General features: G+C 69.8%; 11 protein-coding genes and 1 pseudogene. 9 read left to right on the top strand and 3 right to left on the bottom strand.

Annotated elements, in window-relative coordinates; translation table 11 throughout:
• The 4 genes and pseudogenes from PKH97_RS07495 to PKH97_RS07480 form a co-directional block, all read left to right on the top strand.
• Positions 1 to 184 (top strand): annotated as a pseudogene (locus tag PKH97_RS07495) (hypothetical protein); the annotation flags it as partial.
• A gap of 446 nt (positions 185 to 630) precedes the next feature.
• A complete protein-coding gene (locus PKH97_RS07490) occupies positions 631 to 846 on the top strand; it encodes a DUF4244 domain-containing protein (protein WP_324386784.1) in 216 nt (71 codons plus the stop codon).
• Positions 847 to 899: 53 nt separating this feature from the next.
• Positions 900 to 1,277, top strand: coding sequence for a TadE family type IV pilus minor pilin (locus tag PKH97_RS07485; protein ID WP_324386783.1), 378 nt, complete (start codon positions 900 to 902; stop codon positions 1,275 to 1,277).
• Positions 1,274 to 1,876 (top strand): Rv3654c family TadE-like protein, encoded by a 603-nt coding sequence (locus PKH97_RS07480; protein ID WP_324386782.1) that lies wholly within the window; start codon positions 1,274 to 1,276, stop codon positions 1,874 to 1,876. The genes PKH97_RS07485 and PKH97_RS07480 overlap by 4 nt, the downstream gene beginning before the upstream one ends.
• Positions 1,877 to 1,912: 36 nt before the next feature.
• Here the strand turns inward: PKH97_RS07480 and PKH97_RS07475 are convergent, their stop codons facing one another.
• Positions 1,913 to 2,338, bottom strand: a complete 426-nt coding sequence (locus PKH97_RS07475; protein ID WP_324386781.1) for a hypothetical protein — start codon at positions 2,336 to 2,338, stop codon at positions 1,913 to 1,915.
• Between the two features lie 111 nt (positions 2,339 to 2,449).
• Positions 2,450 to 4,771, bottom strand: coding sequence for a DEAD/DEAH box helicase (locus PKH97_RS07470; protein ID WP_324386780.1), 2,322 nt, complete (start codon positions 4,769 to 4,771; stop codon positions 2,450 to 2,452).
• A 109-nt stretch (positions 4,772 to 4,880) separates the two neighbouring features.
• Between PKH97_RS07470 and PKH97_RS07465 the strand changes: the two genes are divergently transcribed.
• The 5 genes from PKH97_RS07465 (at position 4,881) to PKH97_RS07445 (ending at position 11,421) form a co-directional block, all read left to right on the top strand.
• Positions 4,881 to 5,195 (top strand): STAS domain-containing protein, encoded by a 315-nt coding sequence (locus PKH97_RS07465; protein WP_324386779.1) that lies wholly within the window; start codon positions 4,881 to 4,883, stop codon positions 5,193 to 5,195.
• A 125-nt stretch (positions 5,196 to 5,320) separates the two neighbouring features.
• Positions 5,321 to 7,747 carry a sodium-translocating pyrophosphatase gene (locus PKH97_RS07460; RefSeq protein WP_324386778.1) on the top strand — a complete coding sequence of 809 codons (2,427 nt, stop codon included), beginning with the start codon at positions 5,321 to 5,323 and terminating at the stop codon, positions 7,745 to 7,747.
• A gap of 216 nt (positions 7,748 to 7,963) precedes the next feature.
• Positions 7,964 to 8,968, top strand: a complete 1,005-nt coding sequence (locus PKH97_RS07455) for an NAD(P)-dependent oxidoreductase (protein ID WP_324386777.1) — start codon at positions 7,964 to 7,966, stop codon at positions 8,966 to 8,968.
• Positions 8,969 to 8,973: 5 nt separating this feature from the next.
• Positions 8,974 to 9,807, top strand: a complete 834-nt coding sequence (locus PKH97_RS07450) for a hypothetical protein (RefSeq protein ID WP_324386776.1) — start codon at positions 8,974 to 8,976, stop codon at positions 9,805 to 9,807.
• A gap of 111 nt (positions 9,808 to 9,918) precedes the next feature.
• Positions 9,919 to 11,421, top strand: coding sequence for a methyltransferase (locus PKH97_RS07445; RefSeq protein ID WP_324386775.1), 1,503 nt, complete (start codon positions 9,919 to 9,921; stop codon positions 11,419 to 11,421).
• Between the two features lie 21 nt (positions 11,422 to 11,442).
• Here PKH97_RS07445 and PKH97_RS07440 read toward each other — a convergent pair.
• Positions 11,443 to 12,601, bottom strand: a 1,159-nt coding sequence (locus tag PKH97_RS07440) for a CapA family protein (RefSeq protein ID WP_324386774.1), incomplete at its 5' end; no start/stop codon positions are given.

The raw sequence follows: 12,601 nt of genomic DNA, 5'->3' as shown, positions 1-12,601 counted from the left end.
CGAGGCGGTGGCGGCTGCGGGGGAGCGCTTGGCCGCGTCCGAGGGCGCCCGCCTCGAAGCCGCCGCTGGCCGTGCAGGGACCTTCCTCCTGGTCCCGCTGGCGGTGATGTTCTTGCCGTCCTTCGCGCTGACGACGATGGTCCCGCTGACGATGGCGCTCGTGCCCCGGGGCGCGAGCGGCTGACCTCGTCGGGACGCCGGTTGACCCGACGGCCCTCGCCTGCTTTCGCGCCGTCGAGCGGCTCCGGGCGGGCCTTCACCTCCCAGTGCTGGGGAATCGGCTATTTGCGTGTCAGGGTCAAAATCGGTCGCTCGAGAGTGCTATTTCAGTCCTATCTCTGACGCCGCAGACTGTACGCGCGAGTGCCCGGTCAAATGCTGCGCGGGCAGGCGACCCAGCCCCTTTTCCCCTCGCACGCCGCGCGGGCGAGTGCCTGGTCAAGCGCTTCGAGGGCGGCCGACGGACGTCCGCCCGGCGGTTGTGTTTCGTGACGGTCCGTCCACAGGCGTTTCGGCCAAAATCCTTGATCCACAGGGTTTTTCGCCGACCTTTCGCCGCGGTCCCGGTTCGGACAGATTGGTCCTGTGACCGGCGCTGGGCCGGTCCGACACACCAAGGGGTTGATCCGTATGACAAACAAACTCGCCGCCCGGTATGTGGTGGCCAAGGCGCATCTGGCCGACGAGGCGCACCGCAAGGCTGAGGCCGGCATGGCCACGGCCGAGTGGGCTCTGGTGACGCTCTGCGTCTGCGCCTTCGCCGTGGTCGCGCTGGCCTTCCTCAACAGCACCGGGGCCGGCCTGATCGGCAAGATCCTGACCAAGGCCTTCGGGATGGGCGGCTAGGGATGACCGGATCCTGGCCTCGCGGGCGCGTGCGACCACACGGTCGTCGTGACGTGCCGGGTGGGGGCTCCCGGCTGCGGCCGCGCGCGGCCCGCGAGGCCGGGATCGTCACCCTTGAACTCGCCCTGGGCATGGTCAGTTTCGCCCTTCTGCTGCTGCTGAGCATCACGGCGATCGCCACCGGAGTCGATCATGTCCAGTGCTCCGAGGCCAGCCGGGTGGGTGCTCGGCTGGCCGCTCGGTCTGAGCCACTCAACGCGATCGTCAGCGGCGCGCTTGCGGTTGCACCTGACGGCTCGCGGGTCTCCGTCCAGGCCGACGGCACCACCGTGACGGTGACCGTCCGCGCGCCGGCCCGCGCACCCTTCGCCGAACTCGGCTGGGATGTTGCTGCCGTTGGCCGGTCCGTGGCACCCATGGAGGAGCGATGACCCGGACGATGAGGCTCACGTTGGGTGCGACGGCAGTCCACAACACAGCGTCAACAGGCCACAACACAGCGTCAATCAGAATCCCAGCGTCGACCCGAGCCACACCGTCGACCCGAATCACGGCGTCGGAGGGACGCTCAACTCGCGCCCGACAGGGGAAACGGATCGCGACGCTGCGGCTCTCTCGTCAGGAACCGAGGTCGGTCCGACATGGCCAGAAGGCTGCTACGGCCGGCCGAAGCCGCGCCGAGGCCGGGACGGGCACGGTCCTGACCGTCGTGCTTGTCGGTGCTTTGCTGATCCTGCTGCCTCTGGCGCTGGCTGTCGTCACGGCAGTCCAGGCCAATCAACGTGCCCGCGCCGCGGCCGATCTCGGGGCGATCGCGGCCGCGGGCAGCTTCATCCACGGCGTGGACGCCACCCGCAGTTGCGCCCGAGGCGCGGACCTGGTGACCCGGAACCGCGCCTCGCCGGCGGGTTGCCTGATCCTGCCCGACGGACGGACCACCGTCACGGCCCACGTCGCAGTGGACCTGCCGATCCTCGGTCACCGGATCGCGAGTGCCAGTTCGCGCGCCGGGCCCATCTTTGCCGACTGACTCGGTTCGCTCGCTGGCCGCCCGTGCACGGAGGGGTCAGCTGCGCGGCGGGGGCGGCGGGGGAGGGGTGCCGGTGCCGCCGTCGGTTGTCTTCCAGCCGACGGTCGAGTCGTCGACCGGCCCGGTGAAGGTGCGCGGCGCGTTCCGTTCGGTCTCCAGGCGCCGGGCGGCGGCCTCCTCAGCAACCTTGCGGTTTTCTTGGGCCTCACGTTCGAGACTCTTGCGCTCCTTGCGCTGGCGCGACTTGCGGCCGATGCCGGCGCGAATCAGGCCATAACCGATGGCCAGCGCCAGGGCCAAACCGAACCCGATCGCCAATAGCGCCAGGGGAGAGAAGCCGATGGTCACGCCGAGGGCGCTCAGTTCACTGACCGGAGGGCTCGCCAAGTCGCTCAGCGCCAGATAGAGCCAGGTGCCCACCCCGGCAACCGCCAGAAGGAGAAGCAAACCGAAGATGATCATGGGTAACAGACTCCTTGACATTCAGCGGGCGCCGGCCACGGTCCCTGGCCGCTCGGTCCGGCGGGCCGACATCTACCGTAACCCGCCTTCGCGCGCCGGACCGGGGGAAGCTCAGCTCGGCCGCGTCTCAAGAGCCGTGGTCACCAGGTCGAGCAGGGCGATCGCGCCACCCTTGTCCAAGGGGTTGTTGCCGTTCCCGCACTTCGGGGACTGGATGCAACGCGGACAACCGGCCTCGCAGGGGCAGTCCTGCACCGCCGCCAGCGTGGCGCCGAGCCATTGGGTCAGGATCTCATGCCCGCGCGCCGCGTATCCCGCGCCGCCGGGATAGCCGTCGTAGACCAGGATCGTCGGCAGTCCGGTCTGGGGATGCACCGCGGTCGAGACCCCGCCGATGTCCCACCGGTCGCAGGTCGCAAACAGTGGCAGCATCCCGATGGCCGCGTGTTCGGCGGCGTGCGCTGCGCCGGGCAGTGCGTCCTCGCCGATACCCGCGCGAGCCAGGGCGTCAGCCGCCATCGTCCACCAGACCCCCTGGGTCCGCAGCACACCGACGGGCAGGTCCAACGGATGCTCACCGAGCACCTCCCCGCCGGGCAGCCGCCGGACGAAGGAGACCACTTGCCGGCGCACGACGACCTCGCCGATGTACACCTTCACCGGCCCGTAGGAACGCGTGGTGGTCGGCGTGCCCAACTCGAAGGCGGACGTCGACCGCGCGAAGGTCGACCAACCGGGATCGCCGCGGACCACCGTTGCCGTGGCTGCCCCCAGGTCCAGTTCGGTGACGACGAAAGTTGCCCCTTGATGCACGTGCACCGCCCCCGTATGCACCTGGTGTTGTGCCGAGCCCGCGTCGACGGTCCCGATCACGCGCCCGCTGGCGCCCTCGACGATCGCGACGACCTCGGCGCCGCTACGCAGCGATCCGATGTCATCGGGCCGGGAGTCCGAGGGCCAGAACCAACCGGTCGGGCGCCGCCGAAGCACGCCCGCGGCCACCAGTTGGTCAAGCGTCGGCATCAGCGCCGGCCCGAAGTAGGCCTCGTCGGCTTCCGTGATCGGCCGCTCGTATGCCGCGGCCACCAGTTGCCGGGGCAGCAACCGTGGGTTGGTCGGAAAGATGATCGTGCGTTCGACCGGCGCATCGAAGATAACCTCCGGATGGTCAACGACATAGGCGTCCAGGGGATCGTCCGCCCCGACCAGCAGGGCCAGCGACGGCCCGCCCCCACGGCCGGCCCGGCCGGCCTGCTGCCACAGGGAGGACAGGCGCCCGGGCCACCCGGCCATCAGGACGGCGTCGAGCCCGCTGACGTCGATCCCGAGTTCCAGGGCGTTCGTCGCCGCGATCCCGCGCAGCGATCCCGATCGCAACGCCCGCTCGAGCTCGCGTCGCTCCTCGGGCAGATAGCCCCCGCGATAGGCCGAGACCCGTTGGGCAAACCCCGCGTCCTCGAGCGCGCGATTGGCCGCACTGGCCACCGTCTCCACGCCGGCCCGAGAGCGCGCGAAGGCCAGTGTCTGGATCCCCGACCCGACCAACTCGCCGAGCAGGCGCGCGGTAACCGTCGAGACCGAGAGACGACGCTCGCGACCCGAGCGATCGACATACGTCGGCGCTTCCCACAACGCAAAGGTCACCGGCCCCCGGGGCGAGCCGTCGGTGGAGATCTCCTTGACCGGCAGCCCGGTCAACTCACTCGCGTGGGCACCCGCCGAACTGACCGTCGCGGACGCCAGGACGAAGACCGGCTCCGCGCGATAGCGCTCCAGCACACGTCGAAGGCGCCGCAGCACAAGAGCGACATTGGATCCGAATATCCCCGAGTACGCATGGCACTCGTCGATGACGACGAAGCGCAACGCTCGCAGGAAGGAGGCCCATTGCGCATGCCCGGGCAGCAAGGAGTGATGGAGCAGATCGGGGTTGCTCAACACCACATTGGCGTGGTCTCGAATCCATCGCCGCTCCTCGGTCACCGTGTCGCCGTCATAGACCGCGGCTCGCACGCCAGGCACGGCCAACCGGTCGATCGCGGCCGCCTGATCGGCGGCCAGCGCCTTGGTCGGCGCGAGATAGAGCATGGTGGCGCCCCGCCCGTTGGCGGCTCGGGTCCCTTCGATCACCGCCGTCAAGCCCGGCAGGACATACCCCAGGCTCTTTCCCGAGGCCGTCCCTGTCGCTAGGACCACGTGGCCCCCCGCGTGGGCGAGCGACGCGGCCGACGATTGGTGGCTCCACAGGCGCTCGATGCCGGCACCGCGCAGCGCCATGGCCAGCGCCGGGTCGACCCACTCGGGGATCTCCGCAGAATCGGCCGCCCGGGCCGGAAGAGTGCGGCAGTGCCGCAAAGACCCCATTGACGCATCGGCCGCGAGTGCCCCGACCGCATCCTCGGGGCTGTAGTGGTCGTCTGTTGTCCTGGGCATCTGTGGTTTACCGTAAGCGCTGCTCCGGGGCATTTTGCTCCGCTTTCAACTTTCACCGCAGGAGCGAACGGTTCACATGCTCGTCGTTACGACTGACCACCACGGGGACGTGGCCGTCGTTCACGCCGAAGGCGAGGTCGATCTCCACACGGCTCACCTCTTGCGTGATGCCCTCACCGCGGTCATCGCCGCCGGGTCCGATCGTGTCATCGCCGATCTGACCGAAGTCTCGTTCCTGGACTCGACCGGCCTGGGGGTGCTGGTCGGGCGGCTGCGCGAACTGCGCATCCGCAACGGCCACCTACGGGTCGCCGCAAACGACCGCATCCTTCGCGTGATCAAGGTCACAGGCGTCGATCTGGTGCTCCCGGTGCACGAGGATGTCGCGGGCGCCCTGAGCGCGTTCGACGCCTCGCCGGCGTGACGTGACACCGGGCACACGCGTTCTGGCGTGTGCGTAGACCGGTATAGCCTGACCCCAGTGTCCCCGGCGCTTCCACCTGCGGCCAGGGGACTTCTTGACGTAAAACCATCGAGGAGGATGGGCCCATGACAGGCCTGGTATCGCTGCTGCCTGCAGCCGGATCGACTTTGGAGTTGAGCGGCAGCAATCGCACCCTGACCATCGCGGTTCTTGCCATCGCCCTGATTGCCCTGGTCATGGGCTGGGTCTTCCGCGGTCAGGTGCTCGCGCACAGCGCCGGCACCGAGAATATGCAGAGCATCGGCTCGGCCGTCGAAGAGGGCGCCAAGGCCTACCTCTCTCGGCAGTTCCGCACGCTCGCCATCTTTGTGGTGCTCGTCTTCGGCCTCCTCTTCCTGCTGCCGGGTGACACCGGCATCAAGATCGGCCGATCGGCCTTCTTCGTCGTCGGCGCCCTGTTCTCTGCCGCCATCGGCTACCTCGGGATGAGCCTGGCGGTCAAGGCCAACGTCCGCGTCGCCGAGGCGGCCCGTGAAGGCAAGCGCGACGAAGGCATGAAGATCGCCTTCCGCACCGGTGGTGTCGTCGGTATGGCCACGGTGGGCCTCGGCCTGCTCGGTGCCTCTGTCGTCGTCCTGCTCTACCAGGGTGACGCCCCCAAGGTCCTCGAAGGCTTCGGCTTCGGCGCCGCGCTCCTCGCGATGTTCATGCGGGTCGGCGGCGGCATCTTCACCAAGGCGGCCGACGTGGGCGCCGACCTTGTCGGCAAGGTCGAGGCCGGCATCCCCGAGGACGACCCCCGCAACGCGGCGACGATCGCCGACAACGTCGGCGACAACGTGGGCGACTGCGCCGGTATGGCTGCCGACCTCTTCGAGTCGTATGCCGTGATGCTCGTTGCGGCGCTCATCCTCGGCTCGGTCGCGTTCGGCTCCTACGGCCTGGTCTTCCCGCTGATCGTCCCCGCCATCGGCGCGATCACCGCCCTCCTCGGCGTCTTTATTACCAAGGCGCGCCCCGGCGAGAACGCCCTGAAGGCCATCAACCGCGGCTTCTACATCGCCGCCGCCATCTCTGCGGCGCTGTCGGCGGTCGCCGCCTTCCTCTACCTGCCGGACACCTACGCCAAGCTCGGCTCGACCAACGAAGAGGTCGCCGCGCTGACCGGCAACCCCCGCATGACGGCGATCCTCGCCGTGGTCATCGGCATCGCCCTGGCGGGTGTGATCCTCTGGCTGACCGGCTACTTCACCGGCACCGAGGACAAGCCGACCCGCGATGTGGCCCGCACCTCGCTCACCGGTCCGGCCACCGTTGTGCTCTCGGGTATCGGCGTCGGCCTGGAATCGGCCGTCTACACGGCCGCGATCATCGGTGGCGCGGTCTACCTCGCCTACCTCCTCGGCGGCGGCGCGGTGGCCCTCTCGCTCTTCCTCGTCGCCTTGGCCGGGTGCGGTCTGCTGACCACGGTCGGCGTCATCGTCGCCATGGACACCTTTGGGCCGGTCTCGGACAACGCCCAGGGCATCGCCGAGATGTCCGGTGACGTCGACGGCGACGGCGCCCAGATCCTCACCGAGCTCGACGCGGTGGGCAACACCACCAAGGCGATCACCAAGGGCATCGCGATCGCGACGGCCGTGCTCGCCGCGACGGCGCTCTTCGGCTCCTATACCGACGCCTGGCAGACCGCGGTCCGCGACATCAGCGACCCCGGCAACACCACGCAGGATGAGGCCACCAAGTGGCTGGCCAACGCCAGTGCGCTGGTCACTTCGCCCAACACTCTGGTCGGTCTGATCCTCGGTGCCGCCGTCGTCTTCCTCTTCTCCGGTCTGGCCATCAACGCGGTCACCCGGGCGGCCGGCGCCATCGTGTTCGAGGTTCGTCGCCAGTTCCGCGAGATCCCCGGGATCATGGAAGGTACGGCCAAGCCCGAATACGGCCGGGTCGTCGACATCTGCACCAAGGACTCGCTGCGTGAGCTGGCCACCCCGGGCCTGCTCGCCGCCCTGACCCCGATCGCCGTCGGTTTCGGCCTCGGCATCGGTGCCCTCGCCGGCTTCCTGGCCGGTGCGATCGGTGCCGGCGCGCTCATGGCGGTCTTCCTCGCCAACTCCGGTGGCGCCTGGGACAACGCCAAGAAGCTCGTCGAGGACGGCCACCACGGCGGCAAGGGCACCGACGCTCACGCGGCCACGGTCATCGGCGACACCGTCGGCGACCCGTTCAAGGACACCGCCGGCCCGGCGATCAACCCGCTGATCAAGGTCATGAACCTCGTGTCGGTGCTCGTCGCCCCGGCGATCGTCACCTTGTCCATCGGTGGCGGCGAGAACGCCGCGGTGCGTTACGGCATCGCCGCTACGGCCTTCCTGATCGTCGTTGCCGCGGTCGCCGTCTCCAAGCGGCGCGGCATCTCCATCACCGACGGTGGCGATGGCGAGAACGCGCCGGCGCGGCACGTCGCTCCGGAGTTGGTGCAGGCACCCGGCCACGCCGGAATAAGCCCCGACGACGCCATCGCGAACGAGCCCGTCGAACGCCACTAGGCCATCCCACGACGTTCTTCGCGCCGCCCCAGTGCGAGGCACGCCGTGCGGTTAACGCCCCGATAACGATCCGCTCAGGCCCGGTGTGGGCTGCCCCAGAGGCAGCCCACACCGGGCCTAGCTTGTGCCGACATGTGCACAACCCTTCTCGAGGCTGACGCGTCTGGAGGGACAAGCAGTCCGACGAGCGGGCCGCATACGGGGAGGTATGCCGCAATGAGCACGAAGGTCGTCATCATCAGCCGGGCCGGCGAGGCCAGCCTGCCAACGGCATCCGCCAAAGCGCTGCGCGTGCGGCACGAGGTCGCCTTCGCCAAGCGGCATACGGCCCCCTCCCACGAGGAGGCGATCGCCTTGCTGCGGGGCGCGCACGTGCTCGCCACCACGAATGTCACCCTGCCCGTCCTGGACGCTGAGCTCCTGGACGCGCTGCCGGATCTGCGCCACATCGTGCTCTATGCCACCGGCTACGAACACCTCGATCTTGCTGCCCTTGCGGCGCGGGGGATCGGTGTGACGACGCTGCCCGAATACGCCACCAATGCCGTCGCCGAACACGCCCTGGCACTGATCTTCGCCAGCGCAACCCGCGTCCACCTCGCGAACGAGAAGGCGCGCGGGCGGGTCCGGTCAGATGTCTCCTTGCGCGGCGTCGAGATCACCTCGCGCACGCTCGCTGTCATCGGCGTGGGCCGGATCGGAACCCGGCTGGCCGGCCTCGCGCGTGGCCTGGGGATGCGCGTGGTGGGTGTCGACATCGACCCGTCCGCAGCGGCCGTCGCGCGCGCGGAGGGCATCGAGATGGCCGGCCTGCGCTCCGCCCTCGCCGAGGCCGACCTGGTTGCCGTATGCGCGTCCACTCGCCCCGGCGTGCCGCCCATCCTCGGGGCGGAGGAGTTCGCGCTGCTCCATCCCGATGCCTTCGTCGTCAACGTCGGGCGCCCGGTCCTGGTCGACCAGAGCGCCGTGCGCGACGCCCTGCTCACGCATCGACTGCGCGGCTACGCCGTCGACGAGATCGCCTTCGACGCCGACGATCCGATCGATCGCCTGCTGTTGGCCGAGGGCCGCATCATCCAAACCGCCCACAGCGCTTGGTGGCGCGACGAGGTGCTCGCCCGGGGCGCGATCATGTTCGCCACCGCCATCCAGGCCGCTGCGGACGGCGCGCCGGTGGATGTGGTGGCTGCCCGGGTTGAGCTCGCCGGTAGTGCAAGGTGAAGAGCGTGACCCCCTCTCTCACCAAGGCCCGATTCCGCCTGGTCGTCGCCCTGCTCGCCCTCTCGGTCCTCGTTCCTGCGGTGCTCGCGGCTGCCCAATACCCGCGCTATTGGGTGTGGATCGCGCCCGAACTGACGCCGATGACGTGGATCCAGACGGTCTTCCTCGTGCTCGCCGCCTCGGCTTCGGCCCTCGCCGCCGTCGTCGGGCGGCTTCGGGGCTGGTCACGGGGCGCCCGCCTCGTGCACTGGCTGCTGGCGGCAGGAATGGTCTATCTCGCGCTCGATGACCGCTTCGCCGTCCACGAGCGGATCCGCGACCGCGTCCTCGCGCCACGCGACATCCGGATCCCGGGCCTGAGCTGGTTGGCGCCCGGGGACTTCCAGATGCTCTTTGTCGCGATCGCCGGGCTGATCTTCCTGCCCTTCGTCCTGCGTGCGCTGCGCGCCGACACGACCGCGCTGGTGCTGTTCTGCCTGGGGGCTCTCACCGCGGCCATCGCCATCGGCATGGACACCATCGACCCGGCGACCATGCCGATGACTGTCGAACGGCTGGAGCAGACGCTCGAGGAGTGCCTCGAACTGGTCGCCGACGCGCTCTTCCTCGCCGCCTTAGGCGTGCGTGTGCTCGGGCTGATCGGCGAACTCGCCGATTCCGCTCCCGGCTCGGGGCCGACGCGCACCGTGGCTGAACCCACGCGCGCCTCGACGCCGGCATCGCCGACGAGCGGCCCGGGGTCTCTCGACACACCGGCGTCTGCCCTCGACGCTGACCCGGCCGGCCCCTCGAGGAGTGCTGAGACGGCCGAGTCGCCGGACTTCGCCATCGCCCGCTGAGAGCGCGTCCGCCCGCTCCCGTCGTCGCGCCACGGCAGTCGGCGAGGCTCGTCACCCGGCCCCGGTCTAGGCGGATCCTCCTCGCGCGCCACGAGAGATAGCGTTTCGGCCATGCCCCTGCTCCTCGATCCCGACGCCATCGCGCGCCTGCGTGCCGACCTGCGCGCCGCCCCCTATACGGCGGCTCGCTGCGACGAGGTCCTCGAGGCGGTGGCCGCCGGCGCGCTGGCCCGCGAGCAACGGTTGCCGGCCGAGCGGGCGACCCGTGCGCACGCCGATCCGGTCGCCGTCCTTATCCGGCTCTTCATCCTGGGTGACCCGGTCGATCTGCGCGACGCCGATCGCGCGCTCCCATCGCTCGGCAGCGCCGGTGCCATCGCGCTCGGGCTGGCGCGGATCGCGGGCGACGCGTTGATCGCGACATGCGATCTGCAGCCATACGGCGATGACAACACCGACTGGTGGGTCGCCTCGGATCAGGGCGAGATCGCCACTCGCGCGCCGCTGCGGACCGATCACGTCCTCGGCGTCGGCGGCGCCTCAGCCACTCTCGCCGCCTGGACACCTCGACCCCGCGTGAGCCGCGCCCTGGACCTCGGCACCGGCTGCGGGGTGCAGGCCCTGCACCTGGCCGGGCACGCGGACCGGATCGTCGCGACCGACCTCTCCACCCGGGCCTTGGCGTATGCCGCGTTCAATGCCGCGCTCAACGAGCAGGAGTGGGAACTGCGGACCGGGTCGATGCTCGAACCCGTTGCGGGAGAACGGTTCGGGCTGATCGTCAGCAACCCGCCCTTCGTGATCACCCCGCGCGATGCGCACGTGCCGACCTACGAATACCGCGATGCGGGCGGCCACGGTGACGACACGGTCCAGGCGCTCGTTGCCGGCCTCGGTGAGCACCTCGAGCCCGGAGGCATCGCCCAGATCCTCGCCAACTGGGAGGTCAGCGACGGCGGCGACTGGCGCAATCGGATCGGGGCCTGGGCTCAGGGCGCCGGGGTCGACGCCTGGGTGGTGCTGCGCGAGATCCAGGACCCCGGGCAGTATGCCGAGACCTGGGCGCGCGACGGCGGCCAGCAGAGCGGCACGGCCGACTACGCACGGATGTATGCCAGTTGGCTCGACGACTTCGCTAGCCGCTCGGTGACCGGGGTCGCGTTCGGTGTGGTCACGCTGCACCGCCCCACGGTGGAGCGCGCGCCCTTCGTCGAACTCACCGACGCGCGCGGCCCCGTGACGGGGCCGATGGGCCCGGTGATCGAGCGTGGCATTGCGGCTCGGTCGTGGCTGGCCGAGCACGACGATGATGCGGTCCTGGACGCCACGTGGACGGTCGCGCAGGATGTCACCGTCGAGCACCACTACCGGCCGGGTGAAGCCGAACCGCGCGTCATCGTGGCCCGGCAGGGCGGCGGCCTGCGCGTGACGGATCGCCTCGACACCGTCGGCGCGGCGCTGTTGTCCGTGTGCGACGGCGACCTGAGCGCCCGCGCCGCGCTGGTGGCGATCGCCGCCCTCCTTGACCTGGACGCGGACGAGGTGCGTGCCGAGCAGACGCCGCGACTGCGCGGCTGGATCGCCGACGGGCTGATCGTGGCCGCGACCGGCTGAGTCATCCGGTCCGCACGCACGTTACGGGGTCAACGGCGTGAGCGGGCAGTCGCCGAGCGAGGTCAAGACCTTGGTCACCCGGTCGAAGGTCGTCGGGTTGCCGGCCTTGGTCGCCGGCTCGATGACATGCCCGGCCAGGTTGACGTGCGTCGGCTGATAGGCGGCGCTGGAGGTGACCGTGCCGTCCGCGTCCCGGGTGATCGTCACCTGCGCAAACATGCCCTCCTGGGTCTGCGGGAGCAGGCTTGCATCCACCTGCGGCGACTGGTTGGACAGGAAGTTCCCGAGCCCGTAGAAGACGTACTTGCCGTTGATCACCTGGCAGGGCTGAACCCGGTGGACGTGCGTCCCGAGAATCAAGTCGACCTCGGGGGAGTCCAACAACGCCTTGGCCAGTTCGCTCTGGTCGGGTGTGGGCTCGGCGACATACTCCTGGCCCCAGTGCAGGCTGACGACGACGATGTCGGCGCCGTCGGCGCGGGCCTGCTTGGCGTCGCGGATGATGCCCTCGGCCCCGGTCGCCGGCCACAGGGCGTCGGCCAGCCAGGGCGCTTCCGGAGGGACGTCGGTGTTGGGTCCCCAGTTGTTGTAGATCGTGTAGGTGAAGCCGAGGTGGGCGACCTTGACGCCACCCACGTCATATATCGCGACCTCAATCGGGTCTTTCGCGCTCGCCCCCGGCCCGGCATACCCCAAGCCGACGCTTGTGAAGACGCCGATGGTGTCCTTCAGGCCGGCAAGCCCCTGATCCCAGGTGTGGTTGGAGGCGAAGTCGCACCCCTTATAGCCCGCGGCCACGGCTCCGTCCGCAAGCTCGTGAGGGGTGTTGAAGACCAAGATGCCGGGCCGGGAGAGGTTGGTGTCTGTCGAGGTCAGCGGGGTCTCCAGATGACACAAGGAGAGATCGGGGCCCTTGATCAGCGGCGCCACCTTGGCGAACATCGGGCTGAAGTCGTAGTGGCCGGGGCGGCCGGCATACGCCTCGGCGCTGCGGCGGACGGCGACATGCGTCAACAGGTCGCCGCTCGCCCCGATCGTGATTGAGACGGGCTCCGGTGTGCTCGGCGTGGGTGTGTCGGACGGCGCGTCGCTCCCCATTCCCGAGGACGTATGCCGTGTGCGCGCCCCCGCGGTGCCGCTACTGCCGCTGCCCCCACCGCTGCAGGCCGCCAGGCCGACC

This window comes from Nostocoides sp., assembly GCF_035343835.1.
In the GTDB taxonomy this organism is placed as follows: Bacteria; Actinomycetota; Actinomycetes; order Actinomycetales; family Dermatophilaceae; genus Nostocoides_A; species Nostocoides_A vanveenii.
Note: the sequence above shows the minus strand (reverse complement) of the source record. Positions and strands in the feature narration are given on the sequence as shown.